At 66.0% G+C, this 18283-nt stretch carries 17 protein-coding genes; 8 read left to right on the top strand and 9 right to left on the bottom strand.

What is annotated here, in order from left to right; all coding sequences use genetic code 11:
- Positions 1–451: 451 nt before the first annotated feature.
- Entirely contained in the window at positions 452–1534 is a 1083-nt protein-coding gene (locus F0Q04_RS08690; protein ID WP_116924845.1) for a TerB family tellurite resistance protein, read from the bottom strand.
- 98 nt (positions 1535–1632) lie between these two features.
- Complete coding sequence (locus F0Q04_RS08685; RefSeq protein WP_182345186.1) at positions 1633–2424, bottom strand: IclR family transcriptional regulator; 792 nt, start codon at positions 2422–2424, stop codon at positions 1633–1635.
- 136 nt (positions 2425–2560) lie between these two features.
- Here F0Q04_RS08685 and F0Q04_RS08680 point away from each other — a divergent pair, with 136 nt between their 5' ends.
- The 8 genes from F0Q04_RS08680 to F0Q04_RS08645 are packed head-to-tail and all read left to right on the top strand — an operon-like array spanning position 2561 to position 11246.
- On the top strand, positions 2561–3643 hold the full coding sequence (locus tag F0Q04_RS08680) for a cyclase family protein (RefSeq protein WP_182345185.1): 1083 nt from the start codon (positions 2561–2563) through the stop codon (positions 3641–3643).
- Positions 3644–3653: 10 nt separating this feature from the next.
- The gene (locus F0Q04_RS08675) at positions 3654–5351 is read left to right on the top strand and encodes an AMP-binding protein (protein ID WP_182345184.1); all 1698 of its coding nucleotides are present in this window, start codon (positions 3654–3656) and stop codon (positions 5349–5351) included.
- A complete protein-coding gene (locus F0Q04_RS08670) occupies positions 5348–6523 on the top strand; it encodes an acyl-CoA dehydrogenase family protein (RefSeq protein ID WP_182345183.1) in 1176 nt (391 codons plus the stop codon). The genes F0Q04_RS08675 and F0Q04_RS08670 overlap by 4 nt, the downstream gene beginning before the upstream one ends.
- Positions 6520–7257, top strand: coding sequence for an SDR family oxidoreductase (locus F0Q04_RS08665; RefSeq protein ID WP_182345182.1), 738 nt, complete (start codon positions 6520–6522; stop codon positions 7255–7257). The genes F0Q04_RS08670 and F0Q04_RS08665 overlap by 4 nt, the downstream gene beginning before the upstream one ends.
- 60 nt (positions 7258–7317) lie before the next feature.
- Positions 7318–8343 (top strand): Bug family tripartite tricarboxylate transporter substrate binding protein, encoded by a 1026-nt coding sequence (locus tag F0Q04_RS08660; RefSeq protein ID WP_182345181.1) that lies wholly within the window; start codon positions 7318–7320, stop codon positions 8341–8343.
- A 15-nt stretch (positions 8344–8358) separates the two neighbouring features.
- On the top strand, positions 8359–9591 hold the full coding sequence (locus F0Q04_RS08655) for an ABC transporter substrate-binding protein (protein ID WP_116924935.1): 1233 nt from the start codon (positions 8359–8361) through the stop codon (positions 9589–9591).
- A gap of 11 nt (positions 9592–9602) precedes the next feature.
- Positions 9603–10766, top strand: a complete 1164-nt coding sequence (locus F0Q04_RS08650; protein WP_182345180.1) for an NADH:flavin oxidoreductase/NADH oxidase — start codon at positions 9603–9605, stop codon at positions 10764–10766.
- A gap of 42 nt (positions 10767–10808) precedes the next feature.
- The gene (locus F0Q04_RS08645; protein ID WP_182345179.1) at positions 10809–11246 is read left to right on the top strand and encodes a hypothetical protein; all 438 of its coding nucleotides are present in this window, start codon (positions 10809–10811) and stop codon (positions 11244–11246) included.
- Positions 11247–11251: 5 nt separating this feature from the next.
- On the opposite strand, the gene F0Q04_RS08640 is transcribed toward F0Q04_RS08645, so the two are convergent.
- Genes F0Q04_RS08640 through F0Q04_RS08610 form a run of 7 tightly spaced genes read right to left on the bottom strand, consistent with a single transcriptional unit; the run spans position 11252 to position 18228 of the window.
- Positions 11252–11722 carry a hypothetical protein gene (locus F0Q04_RS08640; protein ID WP_182345178.1) on the bottom strand — a complete coding sequence of 157 codons (471 nt, stop codon included), beginning with the start codon at positions 11720–11722 and terminating at the stop codon, positions 11252–11254.
- Positions 11691–12860: a TadE/TadG family type IV pilus assembly protein gene (locus tag F0Q04_RS08635; RefSeq protein ID WP_182345177.1), complete on the bottom strand. Its 1170-nt coding sequence runs from the start codon at positions 12858–12860 to the stop codon at positions 11691–11693. The genes F0Q04_RS08640 and F0Q04_RS08635 overlap by 32 nt, the downstream gene beginning before the upstream one ends.
- A gap of 12 nt (positions 12861–12872) precedes the next feature.
- Positions 12873–13181, bottom strand: a complete 309-nt coding sequence (locus tag F0Q04_RS08630; RefSeq protein ID WP_232539557.1) for a DUF192 domain-containing protein — start codon at positions 13179–13181, stop codon at positions 12873–12875.
- 11 nt (positions 13182–13192) lie between these two features.
- The gene (locus tag F0Q04_RS08625; protein ID WP_182345175.1) at positions 13193–14080 is read right to left on the bottom strand and encodes a type II secretion system F family protein; all 888 of its coding nucleotides are present in this window, start codon (positions 14078–14080) and stop codon (positions 13193–13195) included.
- A 3-nt stretch (positions 14081–14083) separates the two neighbouring features.
- Positions 14084–14941, bottom strand: coding sequence for a type II secretion system F family protein (locus F0Q04_RS08620; RefSeq protein WP_116924832.1), 858 nt, complete (start codon positions 14939–14941; stop codon positions 14084–14086).
- Positions 14938–16605: an ATPase, T2SS/T4P/T4SS family gene (locus F0Q04_RS08615; RefSeq protein ID WP_116924831.1), complete on the bottom strand. Its 1668-nt coding sequence runs from the start codon at positions 16603–16605 to the stop codon at positions 14938–14940. Before F0Q04_RS08615 ends, F0Q04_RS08620 begins: the two co-directional genes overlap by 4 nt.
- Positions 16606–16635: 30 nt before the next feature.
- Complete coding sequence (locus F0Q04_RS08610; RefSeq protein ID WP_232539556.1) at positions 16636–18228, bottom strand: type II and III secretion system protein family protein; 1593 nt, start codon at positions 18226–18228, stop codon at positions 16636–16638.
- Positions 18229–18283 lie beyond the last annotated feature (55 nt).

Raw genomic sequence — 18283 nt, 5'->3', positions numbered from 1 at the left:
CGGTCGAGGACAGGTGCCGCTGATTACTCATGCAAACACAACGATTCACAAGGGCAACCGTACTGCGAACCTTTGGTAAATCTAAAATTAATTTATTGAAAGAATCTATAAGCGCAGCTAGTTCTGGTCTATAACCAAAGCGGGCTGCGCCAGCGGGTCAAACCGCCTGTGCGGGTTACCGCCCTCGCCCTCTTGAGCGACAGAATATGCCGTGCACTTCGGGTCTTTCTCCGCCAGAACTCAGAGGAGAAATATAGGATAAGTGCTCGTTTTTGTATGATTTTTTGTCGCGCAGACGTCAGACAAAAAAGCCCGCCAAAATGGCGGGCTGGGCAGAACCCCATCGCAAAATCACCAAGCGACTATTCATGCATTTTGACAACCTTGCCGGTGTCGTCCTGCATTTATTCAAGCATTTGACCTACAGCGATAGTTACATTTAGAAATATCGCTACTGACCGCCACGCACCATCGACAGGATCTTGGCGGTGTTCAGGCCGCTCGCGGTCTCCTGCATCTGCGCCTGGTAGCGCGACTGCAGCTGGCGGCCATCCTGCATCACATGCTGGTAGGCGTTCTTCAGCATGTCAGTCGACAGCTGGCGCCCGCCGGCGTAGTACTGGTTGGCGACATGGCCCAGCGCATAGGTGGAGGCAAAGCTCATGCCGCTGCTGACGGCCTGCCGGCCCAGGCCGCCGAGCAAGCCCTTGCCGGCCTTGCCCAGCAGCCCACCCAGCAGCTTGCGCCCCGCCTGCTCCAGGTACTGCGAGGTCAAGCCGACACCCAGCGCGCCCAGCAGGTCCTTGATGTGGCCCTTGTCCAGCTCGTAGCCATAGTTCTGCCCGATCTGGTAGACCAGGCGCATCTGCAGCGGAATGATCGCCAGCGTCGAGAGGTTCTCGGGCAGCAGCTCGATCGCACCGTTGAGAATCGAGGCCTTGAGGATCTTCTGGTCCATGGCCTCCACCGACAAGCTCGAGGGCCGGCGCTCGGCCTGCGCCGGCACCAGCGGGTCGGCCGCTGCCGGATGGGGCGCGGGCTCCGTCAGCGCCAGCGGGGTGTCGGGCAAGGCGGCGTTCAATGGCGCATCGACCAGGTTGCCGGCCAGCGCCTGCGCGGGCGGCGTGGCCAACGCTGCCGCTGCAGCCATCCCCGTCGCGGCAGCCACTGCAGGCGCTGCGGTAGGACCGGGCGCGGTGGGCGCCTGCCCTGCCGTACCAAAAGCCTCGCGCAGTTGCGCCAAAAAGGCCGCTTCCTTGGGGCTGGTGCTGCCATCGGCTTCGCAGACGCACAGCGCCATCTCATAGGCGAGCTGGCGCGCCTCGGTGGTCTGCAGTTGGGCCAGCACATCGCCCAATTGCACACGGCGCAGCAGCACATCCTGGTAGAGGTGGGGCAGGTTGATCTGCTGGTCGGCCGCCAGGCCCTCGGCCACCTGGCGGATCTGCTCGCGCTCGCGCTCGTGCTTCTCGCCATCGGCGAACGAGGCGAGCAGGCACAGGGTCAAAGTGGCACGAATTTCTTCAGTCGTCATGTATCAGGGCTCCGCGTTAAAAGTGCACAAAAGAACGCACTTGGAGCCCAGGGCACGGCCCAGGTTCCGCTCCCTGGCTTGCCAGCGGCCACTCTGCGCTACCGTCCTACGCGATCGCCGCCGCCCACCTGCGCAATACCCGCCTGGGCCAACTCCTCGCGCAGCACCTGCAGCGCCTGCGCCTGGTGCAGCGCATCCATCTGCGCGTCGTGGTTGGCCACGCTGATGGCGGCCATGTGCGCGCTATGGGCGGTCTGGAACTCGATCGCCAGCCCCACGCCGGTGGCGCCCGAGGTGAGCAGGTTGACGCTGAGCGCATGGCCGCGTTTGCGCGTCTGGCGCACCATGTCCATCAGCCGCTCCTGGCTGATGCCGGCGGCCTCGTAGTCCAGCCGGCGGCGCTGGTAGATCTGCTCCAGCTCGGCGTCGCGCAGGCTGGCGGCCAGCGCCAGGCTGGCCGTGCCCTGGCCCAGCAGGCGGATCTGCCCGGTCATCAGGCTGTGGGCATGCAGCACCGTGCTGCCCGGCTGCACATGCAGGCAGTGGGCAAAGTCGCCCACGCGGATGATCAGAAACACCGTGTCGCCGCTGCGCCGGGCCACGCTGACCATCACCGGGTGACAGACCTCGAAGATGGGCGGCTTGGCCATCGCCGCCAGCCCCGTCAGCATGGCTTCGACGCCTAAGCGGTAGCGGCCTGTGACTGCATCCTTGGCCGCATAGCCAGACTGGGCCAGCACCATCAGCAAGCGCCGTGCGGTCGAGCGGTCCAGCCCCGACTGCGCGGTCAACTCCGCAATCGACAGGCCTTGCACATGGTGGCGCGTGAGCAGCCGCAGCACCTTGACCAAGCGCGCAGGGCTTTGCGCCCCGGGAAAACCTGAGTTCATATCGTGAACATCCGTGCTGCCAGCTTTTGCCATCCCGGCACATCCCGTCTCATAGTTGCTCGGTACCTCTTGAGGTGCGCACAAGCTACGGCAGATCGCCGCTGCGCGCTGTCTCCCCCGTTATCTGGAAAACCCTATGAACGCCTACCGCCCTGTACATGCCCCGCACCTTGCCCCTGTTGTCGGCAGCGCCGGCTCGCCGCGCTGGACCCAGCGCCCCGCGCAATCGAACTGGGGCGACTTTGGCCCCGATGACCAGCTCGGCCGCCTGAACTACCTGACGGCGGACAAGGTCAAGGAAGCGGCGCAGGAGATACAGACCGGCGAGCGCTTTTGCCTGAGCCTGCCGCTGGACAAGCCCGGCGGCAATGCGCTCAACCCGCGCCGCCACCCGCCGATCATCAAGCCCTCGCGCCGCCCGCTGGGCCCAGGCCTGAACTTTGCGCTCTCGCGTGAGAACCCGAACTACACCGATGTGGTCAGCGACGACTATGCCGAGATTTACCTGCAGTACTCGACGCAGTGGGATGCGCTCTCCCACGTGGGCAGCCATTTCGACATCAACGGCGATGGCGTCGACGAGCTGGTCTACTACAACGGCTTCCAGGCCGGTATCGACATTCTGGCGCCCGATGACCTGCCGGACATGGGTGGCCAGTCCCGCGCCAAGGCGCTGGGGGTGGAGCGCCTGGCCGAGCAGGCCATCCAGGGCCGGGGCGTGCTGGTCAACCTGCGCCGCCACTTTGGCGACGGCCACACCCTCGTCTCGGGCAAGATGCTCAAGGAGGTGCTCAAGGCCGATGGCATCGAGGTGACCCGTGGCGACATCGTCGCGCTCTACACCGGCTTTAGCGAGTTGCTGCTCGCCTGCGATGGCCCGCCGAAGTCCGATATGCCCGAGACCGTCGGCGCGGTGCTCGACGGGCGTGATCCCGAGCTGCAGCAGTGGATCATCGACAGCCACATCACCACCTTGGTGGCCGACAACTACGGCATCGAATCGGTGCCCGGCCGGCCCGTCGATGGCAGCTGCGCCTTTTTGCCACTGCATGAGCTGTGCCTGTTCAAGCTCGGCATGCCCTTTGGCGAGCTGTGGTACCTGCACCCGCTGGCGCAGTGGCTGCAGGCCCATGGCCGCTACCGCTTCATGCTCACGGCCCCTGCGCTGCGCCTGCCCGGCGCCGTGGGCTCGCCTGTCACCCCCGTGGCCACCGTCTAAAGGCCGACCTATGACATCCCAAACGATGGCCAGCGCGCCCCCCAGCGCGCGGGCAAACGATGTGCGCAGCCTGCTGGCGCTGGGCGCGGACGATGCGCCCGCGCTGCAGTTTGGCGCCAGCACCCACAGCTATGCCCAGCTGCGCAGCCAGGTGCAGCAATGCGCCCACGGCCTGCGCCAGCAAGGCCTGGTGGCCGGCGATGTGCTGGGCCTGTGGCTGCCCAACACGCCGCACTGGCTGCTGCTGCACCTGGCCTGCGCCCAGCTGGGTATCACCAGCTTGAGCCTCAACCTCAAGCTGGGCGTCAAGGAGATCAGCCGATTTATCGACCGCTCCGCCTGCAAGGCGCTGGCCTTTGACCGCACCACCGCCAATGCGCTGGCCGTGATGAATGGCGCTGCCGCCAGCGCAGCCAGCCTGCTTCCGGGCAACAGCCTCGAGCAAATTCTGGCGCAGCAAGGCGGCAGCCTGCAGTGCCTGATCGATGCCAGCCTGAGCCCGGCCACCGCTGCCTCTGCCCCGCTGCAGGCCGGTGGCGGCGTGCTGCAGATCCAGCCCTGGCAGGCGCTGATGGCCGCAGCCGCAACAACGCCGCACAGCAGCAACTGCCAGGGCGCGCAGACCTGCATCATCCTGTCGTCCTCGGGCACCACCAGCCAGCCCAAGCTGATCGTGCACCGCCAGGCCAGCGTGGCCCAGCATGCACAGGATGTGGCACCCGGCTTTGGCATCGACAGCGGCTGCCGCAGCCTGCTGGCGCTGCCGCTGTGCGGGGCCTTTGGCTACACGGCGGCGATGGCCACCTTGGCAGCTGGCGCGTGCCTGGTGCTGCACGAGGTATTCGATACCGCACGTGCAGCGGCCTGCCTGCAGCGCGAGCCCATCACCCATATGTTTGGCACCAACGACATGGTCGACAAACTCATCGCCGAGCTGCCCTCGGGCTGGCAGCCGCAGGCGCTGCGCTTTTTTGGCCATGCCAATTTTGTGCCCGGGCTCGATGCGCTGCCCGCCCGTGCCTTGCAGTACGGCATACCGATGGTCGGCTGCTTTGGCATGAGCGAGACCTTTGCGCTGTTTGCCCACCAGGACCCGGCGGCGCCTCTGCCCCGGCGCGCCCAGTCCGGCGGTTTTCCGGTCTGCCCGCAGGCACGGGTGCGCGTGCGCAATCTGGAGACCGGCGCCATCGCCGAGGCGCAAGAGCCCGGTGAGCTGGAGTTCTACAGCCCCACCTTGATGCAGCAGTACCTGCACGACGCGCAGGCGACGCAGCAGGCCTTTACCGATGACGGCTTCCTGCGCTCGGGCGATCTGGGCTACCTCAATGGCGATGGCGGCTTCACGCATATCTCGCGCCTGGGCGATGTGCTGCGCATCGGCGGCTTTTTGGTCAACCCGGCCGAGATTGAGGAGTCGGTGATGGCGCTTTGCGGGGCGAGCGCCTGCCAGGTGGTCGCGGTCAATGCCTCGGGCAGCTCGCGCCCGGTGGCCTTTGTGCTGGAGCCCCGGGACAACACCGACCAACGCTGGGACGAAGAGGCGATCAAGGCCCAGCTGCAGCAGCAGATTGCGCGCTACAAGGTGCCCATCCGCATCTTCCGGGTCGAGACCTTTCCCTACACCATGGGGCCCAATGGCAAGAAGGTCAAACGCAACGAGCTGCGCGACCTGGCCCACAGCCTGCTCGCCCAGGAGGCCAGCGCATGAAGCACAGCTGGACCCTGGCCGAGACGCCATTTTTTGACGACCGGCATGCCGAGGTCATCGCCCGGCTCAACGACTGGATCAGCCACAACCGTGCGCGCCTGGCCGATGAAACCCCGCAGGACCTGCAGGCCGAATGCGCCCACTGGCTGCACAGCCTCGCCCAGCATGGCCTGCTCGAATATGCGGCGCCGGCAATGGCCGATGGTCTGCCGCCAGCGGTGGACCTGCGCGCCATCTGCCTGGTGCGCGAATGCCTGGGCTACTACGCGCCGCTGGCCGATTTTGTCTTCAGCATGCAGGGCATCGGCAGTGCAGCGCTATGGCAAAAGGGTGATGCGCAGCTGGTGGCGCCCTATGTGCAGGCCTGCAGCCAGGGCCGCAAGGTGGCAGCGTTTGCGCTGACCGAGCCCGATGGCGGCTCCGACGTGGCCGCCACCAAGACGCGGGCGGTGCTGCAGGGCGACCACTACCTGCTCGATGGCGCCAAGTCCTATATCTCCAACGGCGGCATCGCCGACTTCTATGTGGTCATCGCCCGCACCGAAGAGGCCAGGGGCGCGAGCGGCCTGTCGGCCTTGCTGGTCGATGCCGACACCCCGGGCCTCCACATCCACCGCGCCATCGACATCATCGCGCCCCACCCGCTCGCCGAGATCCATTTTGACGCGTGCAAGGTGCCTGCGGGCCGCCTGCTTGGCCAGCCGGGCGAAGGCTTCAAGGTGGCGATGGGCGTGCTCGATATCTTCCGCAGCTCGGTGGGGGCCGCCGCGCTGGGCATGGGCCAGCGCGCGCTCGATGAGACCCTGGCGCGGGTCAGCCAGCGCCAGCTCTATGGCCAGGCGATGGCCGAGATGCAGACCGTGCAGCACAAGCTGGCCGATATGGCCACCCAGCTGGAAGCCGCACGCCTGCTGGTGCACAAGGCCGCCTGGCTGCGCGATGTGCGCCAGCGCCGCATCAGCACCGAGGCGGCGATGGCCAAGATGCAGGGCACCGAGGCCGCCTTCCAGGTGGTCGATGCCGCCGTGCAGCTGTGGGGCGGCATGGGCATCACCTGCGGCAGCGTGGTCGAGCGCCTCTACCGCGAAGTGCGCCCTATGCGCATCTACGAAGGTGCGACCGAAGTGCAAAAGACCATCATCGGTCGACAACTATTGAAAGGCCAGGCATGACAGACAGCTCCCGCCAACCCCGCGTATTGGTGACCGGCGCCAGCCGGGGCATTGGCCGCGCCACGATGCGCTACCTCGCCGACAAGGGCTACCAGACGATTGGCCTGGCCCGCAGCATCCCCGCCGACGCGCGGCCCGATGAGCAGTTCATCGCCTGTGACCTGATGGACCTGGAAGGCACGCGGGCGCTGGTCAGCGACCTGGCCGCGCAGGCGCCCTTCTATGGCCTGGTCAACAACGCGGCGCTCGCCCACACCACCGACCTGGCGCACACCAGCGTGGCCGACATGAACGAGGCCATGGCGCTGAACGTGAACGCCTGCCTGGTCTGCATGCAGGCGCTGCTGCCGGGCATGCGCCAGGCGCGCGCGGGCCGGGTCGTCAATATCTCCTCGCGCGCAGCGCTGGGCAAGCCCAACCGCACCGCCTACAGCGCCACCAAGGCCGCCGTCATCGGCATGAGCCGCACCTGGGCGCTGGAGCTGGCCCCGGACCAGATAACGGTCAATGTGATTGCCCCCGGGCCCGTCGCCACCGAGCTGTTCAAGACCGCCAGTCCGCCCGGCGCGCCGCAGACCGAGGCGTTGCTCGCCGCCGTGCCGCTACAGCGGGTGTCCGAGCCGGTGGAGATCGCCCATGCCATCGACTTCTTGCTGCACCCGCTGGCGGGCTACATCACCGGCCAGACCTTGCACATCGACGGAGGGCTCACGATCAGCGCAACCCGGCTATAGCTTTCTCAAAAGGGGCCTCTGGACACGGCAACACCACAAAAAGGACACGGAGACAATGCCATGAACGACCAACTTTCCCCAACCCAAACACCCGCCAACCGGGACCGGCGACGCTGGCTGCTGCGCAATGCAGCCTGGGGCGCAGCCAGCCTGCTGGCCGGCCAGCACGCCTGGGCGCAGAGCCCCTACCCGTCGCGCCCGGTGCGGTTGGTCGTGCCCTTTGCCGCCGGCGGCGCCACCGATGTGCTCGGCCGCCTGCTGGCCAAGGCGCTGGAGCCGGGCCTGGGCCAGCCGGTGGTGGTCGACAACAAGGTGGGCGCAGCCGGCGCCATCGGCGCGACCCAGGTGGCCCATGCCGAACCCGATGGCTACAACGTGCTGATGGGCGGCGTGGGCACCAATATCGTGCTCGAGCACACGATGCCCGACCTGGGCTACCGGCCGCAGCGCGACTTTGCGGCGGTGGCCTCGATCTGCAATGTGGACTATGTGCTCGTGGTGGCGCAAGACAGCCCCTACCAGACCCTGGGCGAGCTGCTGGCCGATGCGAAGAAGACACCGGGCAAGCTGCGCTATATGTCCACCGGGCCGCTGGGCCCGCTGCATGTGGCGATGGAGTACCTGGGCAAGCTCAGTGGCGCGCAAATGATCCATGCGCCCTACAAGGGCGAGGCCCCGGCCCTGCCGGACCTGCTGCAGCAGCGCGTGGACATGGGCATGATGACGGCGCTCTTTACCCGGCCGCAGGTGCAGTCGGGCAAGCTGCGCGTGCTGGCCACCTTGAGCGCGCAGCGCATGGCTTCCTGGCCCGAGATCCCCACCGTCGCCGAGCTGGGCTACCCCGGCTATGCCGCGCCGATCTGGAACGGCTTTTTTGTGCCGCGCAAGACCAGTGCCCAGGTTGTAGAGCGCCTGGGCCGCACCACCGTGGCCCAGCTGCAGGCGCCTGAGCTCAAGAACCTGCTGGAAAAGCAAGGCGTCTCGGTCACCGCCCAGGGCCCTGAGGCCTATGAAAAATTCTTGCAGGCCGAGCGCCTGCGCTGGCAGCACATGATCCGCGAATCCCAGGTACTGACAACAAGCTGAACAGGAGACACCACCATGCGTATTTCTCACCTCCCCGCGCTGCGCGCACCCGTCAAACCGCTGGGCCTGGCCGCAGCGCTGCTGTGCCTATCATTGAGCGCCATCGCGCAATCGGGCCCGCCGGTGCGCATCGGCCTGATCGTTGACCAGTCGGGCGTCTACTCGGCCATCACCGGCAAGGGCAGCATCACCGCTGCCCAGATGGCGCTCGATGAGGCCGGCGGCCAGGTGCTGGGCCGCAAGGTCGAGCTGCTGACCTTTGACCACCAGAGCAAGGCCGACTCGGCAGCGGCCAAGGCGCGCGAATGGTATGACAACGGCGTCGACGCGATCCAGGACGTGGGCGGCTCCGCGGCCGCGCTCGCGGTGCTCAACATCGCCAAGGAAAAAGGCAAGGTGCTGGTGATGAGCGGCCCGGCCAGCGACCGCATCACCGGTGACATGTGTGGCCCCACCGTCGCGCACTGGGCCTACAACTCGTACGCGCTGGCCAATACCGTGGGCAAGGCGGCGGCCGAGAAGATCGGCAAGCAGTGGTACTTTCTGACAGCCGACTACTCGGGCGGCTATGACATCGTCAAGGCCACCACCCAGGCCATTGCCACCGTGGGCGGCAAGGTGATCGGCGAGACCCGGCACCCGCTAAATGGCTCGGACTTTTCATCGGCCGTGGTGCAGGCCCAGGCCAGCAAGGCCGATGTGATCGGCCTGGCCAACTTCGGCAATGACCTGGTCAACTCGATCAAGGCTGCGCGCGAATTCGGCATCACCCCCGAGAGCAAGCAAAAGCTCGCCTCGCTGCTGATGTACATCAACGATGTGCATTCGGTGGGCCTGCGCACTGCGCAGGGCATGCTGCTGTCCGAGGCCTTCTACTGGGACATGAATGACGAGACGCGCGCGTTCTCGAAGAAGTACTTCGCCAAGGTCAACGCCATGCCCAATATGAGCCAGATGGGCGCCTACTCTTCGGTCAAGCACTACCTGAAGGCCGTGGAGGCGGCCGGCAGCACGGACGCCAAGGCGGTGATGGCCAAGATGCGCGAGATGCCCATCAACGATGTCTTCACCAAGAACGGCCGTCTGCGCGAGGACGGCATGATGGTGCACGACATGTACTTGTTCCAGGTCAAGTCGCCGCAGGAGTCCAAGGCACCTTGGGACTACTACAAGGTCATCAGCACGGTGCCGGCCGACAAGGCCTTCCTGCCGCTGTCCGAATCGGCCTGCCCGCTGGTCAAGAAGTAGGCGGCAGCAACATGCCCCACAGCGAAACCCAGAACCAGCTTTTCAGCCCACTGCAGCTGCGCGATGTGGTGATCAAGAACCGCATCGTCGCCGCCCCCATGTGGCAGTACCAGGGCCGCCACGGCCAGGTGCAGGACTGGCATCTGATGCACCTGGGGCGCCTGGCCGCCGGCGGCAGCGGCCTGGTGTTCCAGGAAGGCACCGGTGTGGAGCGGCGCGGCTGCGGCACCTTGGGCGATATAGGGCTGTGGCAGGACGACATGGTCGCGCCCTTGCAGCGCATCGTGCAGCTGATGCGCGACTGCGGCACCACGCCGGGCATCCAGCTGATGCATGCCGGCCGAAAGGCCCGGCAGCTGACACCCGCGCAGGGCCGGGGGCCCCTGCCCTACCAGCCGGACATCGCCGACTGGGATGCCTGGATGCCGATGGGCCCAAGCGCCATCCCCGCAGGCAAGGGCCTCGAAACGCCGCTGCCCATGTCGCTGCAGCAGATCCAGCAGGTGGTGGAGGCCTTTGCCGCTGCGGCCCGCCGCGCCGCGCAGGCGGGCTACCAGGTGCTGGAGCTGCATGCCGGCCATGGCTACCTACTGCACAGCTTTTTGTCACCACTGGCCAACCAGCGCGGCGATGCCTGGGGCGGCAGCTTGGACAACCGCTGCCGGCTGCTGCTGACCGTCGTCGATGCGGTGCGCGCCGTGTGGCCAGCAGCCCTGCCCCTCTTTGTGCGCCTGTCCTGCACCGACGGCGCGCCCGGGGGCTGGACGCTGGAGGACAGCATCGCGCTGGTCAAACGCCTGCTGCCGCTGGGTGTCGATGTGATCGACTGCTCCTCGGGCGGCATTGCCGGCTCGCCGCTGCGCAGCGGCCAATCTGCCAGCTATGGCTACCAGGTCGAACTGGCCTCGGCCATCCAGGCTGCCACCGGCGCGCGCACGATGGCCGTGGGTCTGATCGTGCATGCGCAGCAGGCCGAGGCCATTTTGCGCAACGGCGACGCGGACCTGGTGGCGTTGGCACGTGAGCTGATTTACAACCCGAACTGGCCGATGGATGCGGCGCAAAAGCTGCAGGATGCGCAGGACTTCCAGATGCTGACAAAAAACGAGGCATTCTGGCTGGAGCGGCGCAAGGCGACCACACCGGATCTGCAGCCCTCCACCTTTGTGCGCTGAGGGCGTTGGCGGTGCCGGCTTGCGCAATGCCACAATGCAGCGATGCGCCTGTCCTCCACCGCCCTCCCCTTGGCATTGCTTGCGCTACTGGCCAGCGCCGGTTGCAAGCAAATCCCCTATGCGCCGCTGCCCGCCCCGCCGACCGGCATCCGCTATGAGCCCGGTGCCAACAGCGCCGGCATTGCCCGCATGTCGGAATCTGAGCTGCTGCGCCAAAAGCGCCTGGCGCAGGCGGGCGACAAGCGCGCCGCCCTCAATGTCTACCAGCACCTGCGTTCCGTAGACAACGATGACGCCCAGGCGCGGGACTGGCTGGTGCTGGCTGCGGACCTGGGCGATGGCGCCGCCGCCTACAACCTGGCGCAAATCGCCATCTACACCCATGACGCGGCCGGCGCACGGTTCTGGGCCCAACGGTCCAAGGCCGCGGGCTATGCGAACGCGGACGCGCTGCTGCAATCGCTGGAGGAGCAAGACTAATGCGCTCAGCGGCTTGCCACCGGCGGCAGCCGGGCCAGCTCGGCCGTGAGGGCCCGCACATCGGCCAGCGCACGGCTCTTGTCTGCCGGTGCCGCACTGCCGGCTGAACCGCCCAGCGCCTGCGAGAAGCCCTGCAGCACCTGCTGGGCCTTTTTCAGCTCGGTCTCCAGGATCAGGCGGCGCTCGTCCTGGCCAAAATCTGCGCCTTCACGCGGGCGCGGGCCTTGCGACGGGGTGAGCGCTGGGGCGGGTGCGGATGCGGCCGTGCGCAAGGTGCGGCGTGCTGGCGGTGCAGCGGCGGCTGCGGCCTTGCAGCCAGGTCCGGCGGCAGCGGCACCGCCCAGAATGTATTCAACGCCCTCGCTCTTGCACACCGTCTGCGCCCAGGCCGGGGCGCCGCCCAGTGCTACCAGCAGCAGCGCGGCCGCAGCAGCCAGTGACCTATCAAGGCGCCGCATCGAATGGATTGGGAACATTCTCCACCCCCATCGGATTGGCCCAGATCGCGGGGCAAAAAGCATTGCGCAGGCCCACCACATCCTTGAGACCATCCATGGCTGCATTGCCCACATGGGCGGTCACCCACTGCGCTCCGTTGCGGATATTACCGACCAGATCCGGCACCAGGGTGGCGTAGTCGCCCAGCCCACTGTTGCCGTCGGCCACGTCCCATTTGAAGCTGGCATTGAGGTCCGAGGTATCGCGCGCCGGCCCAAAGGCATAGAACGGATGCCAGTACAGCGAGGACTGCATGCCCACCGAGGCTTCCTGCGTGAGCGGAAAGCGGTCGCTCGCCAGAAAGAAGGCATCGATGGCCGAGAGGTCAGTGGCTTCGGCACCGAGCACATCGTCGCCGGTGGTCAGCACCGAGCCGATGTGCTTGGAGACATAGCGGTAGCCCTGCATGGCCTTGATGATGATGGGCCCGGCAATCGGCACGCTGAGCTTGTAGCCATAGTGCACGCGCAGGTGCAGGATATTGGTCTCGCCCAAGGTCTTGTTGGAGACCGCGCCGCGCAGCCGCGTGTCTTCCAGGTTCGGGGTGTCGCCGTTGTAGGTGTCGGTGGCACCCGTGCGGGCATCGCGCTCATAAGGCAGCGGCTTGCGGTAGCGCAGGCTGTCGTTGGGGATGCGCACGATGCCGCGCGACTCGCCATAGTTCTCCACCATGGCCCAGTCCAAAAAGGTGTTCTGCGTGGGGTTGACGTACTCGATACAGCTGCCCTGGATCAGGTCGGTGTTGGTATTGACCCAGCCCTTGAGCAGGCCAGAGACGCTGGACTCTGCCACATAGAGCGGCATCATGCCACGCACAAAGCCCTGCCAGACGCTGCCCTTGGTGAGCGCCGATTTGACATTGCCCAGGCTCACATCGGCCAGCATGCCCTTCTTGGCCAGCGGAATGCGCAGGTCATAGGGCAGCGGCAGCGCATTGTTGAGCGAGCCCACGCGCGCGGCCTCGTTGGCGGCGTACTGTAAGGTGAGCCTGGCGCGGTAGATCAGCGCAAACTGGATCAGCGACAGCGTGAACACCAGTACCACCGGCAGCGCGATCAAGGTCTCGGTCATCGACACCCCGCGTTGCCGCGCTGGCTTGGCTTTCTTCAAGAACATGGCAAAGCTCCTTCAACACAGTTGCAGCCGCTGGCCCGGCGCCAGGCCCAGGCGCGCGGCCTCGCCGCTGCGCAGCTCCAGCACGCGCTTGGCACCCCGGCACCAGGCCATGCGCCAAGGCGCCAGGCCCGCGCTGATGCGCAGCACCTGCTGCTGCGCATCGACAAACACCACATCGATCGCATAGCGCATGAAGCAGGTGTGCACGGCCGCGCAGCGATCAAACGCCAGCGCCTCGCCGCTGGCCGGCGGCGGGCGAAAAATCAGGCCAAAGGCGCGCTCGGAAAAGCGCCGGGCCAGCTGTACTTTGACTGCGGGCATGCCCGGCCCTTTCATTTCAAGGTCTGGTACATCTGCACCGCGAGTGGAAAAAAGATCACCATGAAGGTGACCGGAAAGATAAAGATCACCAGCGGGCCGAGCATCTTTACGGGCGCTTCCATCGCCAGCTTCTCGGCGTGCTGAAAGCGCTCGGTACGGCGCTGCTCGGAGATGGCGACCAGGGTATCGGTGACGCTGGCACCCAGCGATTCGGCCTGCGTCAGGTTGGAGACCAGGCCGCGCACATGCTTGTTGTCCATGCGCTCGGCCATGGCGTTGAACGCATCCATACGGCTCATGCCGGTGCGCATCTCGCGCAGCAGGCGCTCAAGCTCCTCATGCATCGCACCGCTGGGGCCTTTTTGCACCGCCTGCGAGATCGCGGCCGTCAAACCCAGCCCCGCCTGGCAGCACAGGGTGATCAGGTCGAGGTAGCCGGGCAAGGTGCGCAGCACTTCCTTGTCGCGGCGCTTCTTGCGGTCATTGACCCAGATCGCCGGCAGCATCCAGCCCAGCAGCAGGCCTGCCAGGCAGGCCAGGCGCACCCACTGGCCATCGATCTTCAGCGCCATCGCAGCGCCCGCAAAGGCCAGCCCCACCAATGCCATCGAGATCACACGCACGGCGATGATCTCCTCGGCCTTGAGCACATACTCCAGGCCAGCCAGCTGCAGCTTGCGCTTCCAGCGCAGCAGGCTGGAGGTGGGCGCAATCTCCGAGACATGGAACTGCAGCACGTTGACCGCTGGCCAGATGAGGCGAATGCCCCAGGGCAGCGGGTCCATGTGCTCGCGCACCGATGGCCGGGCCTTGCGCACGATGGCGACGAAGTACAGCAAGATGATGCCGGCCATCACAGCGGATAGAAAAATGGCGGCAAGCAGAATGGCGTTTTTCATGGCTCAGATGTCGATGGCGACAATTTTCTTGATGGACATATAGCCCAAGGTGAGCATCACGACCATCACGGCCAGCACCCCCCAGCCGATGGGCGTGACAAACAGCAGGTGCATGGTCGGCTGCATCAGGTACAGAATGCCGCCCAGCACCACCGGGAACATGGTCATCACCAGCCCCTGGATGCGGCCCTGGGCCGTGAGCGCCTTGATGCGTCCCTCCAGCATCGCTTTCTTGCGCAGGGTCTCGGCCAGCAGCTGCAGGGGCTCCGACAGGTTGCCGCCCACTTCCTTGGCCACGCGCAAGGCCACCACCACCAGCAGAAAATCCGGAATCTGGATGCGCCGCGACATGTTCTGCACCGCGTCGTCAAACGACAGGCCAATGCGCTGCTCCTTGAGCACGATCGCGAACTCATCGCCCAGCGGGCCTTTTTGGTCACGCACCAGAATCTGCAGCGCCACCGACAGCGCACTGCCCGCGCGCAATGCGCTGGCAATGAAGAGCAAGGCGTCGGGCAGCTCGGCCTCGATGCGCTCGCGCCGCTTCTTGCGCTGCCAAGCAAACCAGCGCGCTGGCAGAAAGTACACGGCGCCGCAGACCACCACCACCAGCAACCAGTTGCGCGCAATCAGGTAGGTGATGATGCCGGCCACGACCACCATGGCCACATGGCCGGTCGCCAGGGTCAGCGCCTTTTGCGCATGGAACTCCGAGATGCCCAGAATCCGGAGGCCACGGCCGCGCAGGTAGACATTGGACTTGTCGCGCCACTCCCCCATGCGGCTGTAGACCAGCCAGCCCGAGAGCACCACAAAGCCGGCGGCGGCCAGCAAAAAGCCGAGGAACTGCCAGTTCTTCATGCCGGCTCTCCCTGGAAGAACAATTCCTCCATGTTCACCGGCACGCCGTGCTCAACCAGCTTGGCAACAAAGTCCGGGATCACCCCGGTCGCCTCAAAGCGGCCCTGGGTGCGGAACTCGGCATCCAGCCCGGTCTTGCGGAAGACAAAAATATCCTGCATCTGGATCACGCCATCGGTGCAGTTGAGCACCTCGGTGATCTGGGTGATCTTGCGGCTGCCGCAGGGAAAGCGGGTGAGCTGCACCATCAGGTGGATGGCCGAGGCGATCTGCTCGCGGATCGCGGTAACAGGGATGTTCATGCCCGCCATGGTCACCAGCACCTCCATACGGGCTGCCGCATCGCGCGGCGAGTTCGCGTGCAAGGTGGTGAGCGAGCCATCGTGGCCGGTGTTCATCGCCTGCAGCATGTCCAGCGCCTCGCCGCTTCGGCACTCACCGACGACGATGCGGTCCGGGCGCATCCGCAGCGAGTTCTTGACCAGGTCGCGGATCGACACCGCGCCCTTGCCTTCGACGTTGGCCGGGCGTGCTTCGAGCGATACCAGGTTGGGCTGGTTCAGCGAGAGTTCGGCGGCATCCTCCACCGTCAGGATGCGCTCGTCGTTGGGGATGAAGTTGGACATCATGTTCAGCAAGGTGGTCTTGCCGGTGCCGGTACCGCCCGAGACCACGATGTTGAGCTTGTTCTCGACGGCCAGCTGCAGGAAATCGACCATGGCCTGCGAGATCGACTGGTACTGCACCATGCCCTCGGCGCCCATGCGCTTCTTCGGAAACTTACGGATGGTGATGCTGGGGCCGCGAATCGCCAGCGGCGGGATGATGGCGTTCACCCGCGAGCCGTCTTTGAGGCGCGCATCGACCATTGGCGAGCTCTCGTCAATACGCCGGCCCAGCGGCGTCACGATGCGCTCGATGGCGCCATTGACCGCCAGATCGCTGGTGAAGGACACATCGGTGCGCTCCAGCCGGCCGCGCCGCTCGATCCAGATCTCGTCAAAACGGTTGACCATCACTTCGGTCACCGAATCGTCCTGCAGCAGCACTTCCAGCGGGCCCAGGCCAATGGCCTCGTCGAGCAGCTGCTGGCTCAGCTCGGCCCGGTCAATGGTCTCGGGCAGGTTGGGCGTGTCGCGGATGATCTCGGCAATCAGCGCGCGCACGTTGGAGCGCAGCTCATCGTCCTTCATCTTGATGGTGTCGATGCGGCGCGCTTCCAATTGCTCGAGCAACTGGCGGTGCAGCAGGCGGCGCCACTGCAGCATCGGGTCCTCGGGGCGCGGCTCGTTGCGCGTGGGGCGTTGGTGCTCCAGCGCGGGCTGCGCTGTCTGGCCCGGGCTGTGCGCTTCTTCGCGCTGCCCGCCCAGTTTGTCATCGAGCACAACGATGATCGAATGCCCGCCGACCACCACTTCCTCGCCCCCTCGGCAGGGGCCATAGCGGGTCACGCGCTCGTTGTTGACCCAGGTGCCAAACAGGCTCCCCCGGTCTTCGATGAAGACGTCGCCGTCATGCAGCATCACCACCGCATGGTCGCGCGCCACGTTCCAGCCGGTCAGGTGCAAGGAGCGGTCGCTGGATTTGCCGATGGTGAAGGTCTCGGCGCCGAGCTCGAACTCCTGCGCCTTCTGGCGGGGCGAATTGACTAGTAACTTATGCACGGTCTTCTCCGGGATCAGCGGCCGCAGCCATCAGTTGTGCGAATAGCTCTCGGGGTCCAGACCCCGCTCGGGCAGGGGCAGCTCGGCCTTTTTGGAGTTGCGGTAGAGGTCTTCGGTCAGGTCGGTAAAGCCGTTGGAGATCTGCTCTTCCATCTGCTGCGTGCGCTCCAGGCGGGGGCGCGAATCGCGCGCGGTCACCACACGCGGGGTGATGAACACCACGGTCTCGATCTGGGTGTCGCTGTCGTTGTTGTTCTTGAAGGCCCAGCCCAGTACCGGCACATTGCGCAGGCCCGGCAGGCCATCAGTGGCGCGCGAGGACTGGCGGCTGAGCAGGCCCGAGAGGATGATGGTGTCGCCGTCATCGACATTGAACTCGCTCTCGGTGCGGCGCGTCAGCAGCCCCGGGATGCCATCGACCGAGACCGACTGGTCGATGTTGCTGACCTCGGCCAGGATCGAGCCGGAGATATTGCCCGCGCCATCGGCCATCGGCTTGACATGCAGGCGCAGGCCATAGGGCTTGTAGTTGACCGATCCGGTGCCCAGCGCGCTCATCGCGGGCAAGGGGATTTCACCGCCCGAGAGGAAGCGCGCTTCGCCGCCGCTGCGGGTGGTGAGCTTGGGCGATGCCAGCAGCATCGCATTGCCGCGCTGCACCTGCAAGTTGATGGCCGAGGTCAGCGCCGTGCTCAGGCCAAAGTAGTAGCGCGCCTTGCGCCGGCGCTGGTCCAAAAAGCCCTGGCCGTAGCCGCTGTCCATGTTCAGAAAGGGCGAGTTCTCCGGCAGGATGCGGTAGCCGCCGTTGGAGGCGATATCGGAGAACAGGCCAAAGTTGAAGCCACCACCCGTGGTGTCCCACTTCATGCCCAGGTCGTCCAGCGCCGAGCGCGAGAACTCGACAATGCGCACATCCATCTCGATCATGCGGTCCACGCGCAGGCGCTCGGAGGTGGCGAAGGACACCACGGCCGGGCCGTACATGCGCGCAATCTCCCGCAGCCGCGAGACCGCCGCCGGGTCAAGGTTGGCGCCATCAAGGATGATCTTCTCGCCCACGCGGGAGACGCTCACACCGGTGATACCGGCGGTCAGCATCGATATCTCACTTTCGATGCGGTCCAGATCGACCACATTGACGCGCGCCTTGAGGCTGCTGACCTGGCCGTCCTTGCGCCAGATATGGACCGTGCTTTCGCCGGCGTCCAGCGCCGTCAGCAGCAGGCTCCTCTGGTCCACCACCCGCGCCTCCATCACCTTGCCGTTGCCGACGGCCACCCGCACGACGTCGCGCAGCTCGATCAAGGTCATCTGCCCCACATAGAGCGACAGCGACGTGGGCAGGTGCTTGATGACCAAGGGCTGCACACCGCCGATGCCCGATATATCGGAGGCGGGCTGGGTGTTGACGCTGACAGTGGGCAAGGTGCGAAAGCCCGGCGATGCGGAAGGCGCCGCGCCCCCCTCGGTATCGCGGGCGAAATCACTGCCATCGCCGTCACGCTGCTCGGCCTCGGCCTGCAGCGACGCGCGCTGCGCGGCGCGAAGCATATCGCCCAGTGCGCCGCCCGCGGTGGGCGAGCTGGTGCCCGTGGAGGCCTGCGCGGCCAGCAACGGAGCCATGGGCAAGGCCAGGGCGAGCGCAACGCAGGCCCTTGCCCCCAAGGTCGGGACGGCT

Source organism: Comamonas koreensis, from assembly GCF_014076495.1.
GTDB classification, from domain to species: Bacteria; Pseudomonadota; Gammaproteobacteria; order Burkholderiales; family Burkholderiaceae_C; genus Comamonas; species Comamonas squillarum.
Note: the sequence above shows the minus strand (reverse complement) of the source record. Positions and strands in the feature narration are given on the sequence as shown.

Coding starts and splice junctions, on each gene's coding strand:
- F0Q04_RS08660 (WP_182345181.1), top strand. CDS start 7,318: ATGAACGACCAACTTTCCCCAACCCAAACACCCGCCAACCGGGACCGG.
- F0Q04_RS08635 (WP_182345177.1), bottom strand. CDS start 12,860: ATGTTCTTGAAGAAAGCCAAGCCAGCGCGGCAACGCGGGGTGTCGATG.
- F0Q04_RS08630 (WP_232539557.1), bottom strand. CDS start 13,181: ATGCCCGCAGTCAAAGTACAGCTGGCCCGGCGCTTTTCCGAGCGCGCC.
- F0Q04_RS08620 (WP_116924832.1), bottom strand. CDS start 14,941: ATGAAGAACTGGCAGTTCCTCGGCTTTTTGCTGGCCGCCGCCGGCTTT.
- F0Q04_RS08645 (WP_182345179.1), top strand. CDS start 10,809: ATGCGCCTGTCCTCCACCGCCCTCCCCTTGGCATTGCTTGCGCTACTG.
- F0Q04_RS08680 (WP_182345185.1), top strand. CDS start 2,561: ATGAACGCCTACCGCCCTGTACATGCCCCGCACCTTGCCCCTGTTGTC.
- F0Q04_RS08655 (WP_116924935.1), top strand. CDS start 8,359: ATGCGTATTTCTCACCTCCCCGCGCTGCGCGCACCCGTCAAACCGCTG.
- F0Q04_RS08670 (WP_182345183.1), top strand. CDS start 5,348: ATGAAGCACAGCTGGACCCTGGCCGAGACGCCATTTTTTGACGACCGG.
- F0Q04_RS08690 (WP_116924845.1), bottom strand. CDS start 1,534: ATGACGACTGAAGAAATTCGTGCCACTTTGACCCTGTGCCTGCTCGCC.
- F0Q04_RS08685 (WP_182345186.1), bottom strand. CDS start 2,424: ATGAACTCAGGTTTTCCCGGGGCGCAAAGCCCTGCGCGCTTGGTCAAG.
- F0Q04_RS08610 (WP_232539556.1), bottom strand. CDS start 18,228: ATGGCTCCGTTGCTGGCCGCGCAGGCCTCCACGGGCACCAGCTCGCCC.
- F0Q04_RS08625 (WP_182345175.1), bottom strand. CDS start 14,080: ATGAAAAACGCCATTCTGCTTGCCGCCATTTTTCTATCCGCTGTGATG.
- F0Q04_RS08665 (WP_182345182.1), top strand. CDS start 6,520: ATGACAGACAGCTCCCGCCAACCCCGCGTATTGGTGACCGGCGCCAGC.
- F0Q04_RS08640 (WP_182345178.1), bottom strand. CDS start 11,722: ATGTTCCCAATCCATTCGATGCGGCGCCTTGATAGGTCACTGGCTGCT.
- F0Q04_RS08675 (WP_182345184.1), top strand. CDS start 3,654: ATGACATCCCAAACGATGGCCAGCGCGCCCCCCAGCGCGCGGGCAAAC.
- F0Q04_RS08650 (WP_182345180.1), top strand. CDS start 9,603: ATGCCCCACAGCGAAACCCAGAACCAGCTTTTCAGCCCACTGCAGCTG.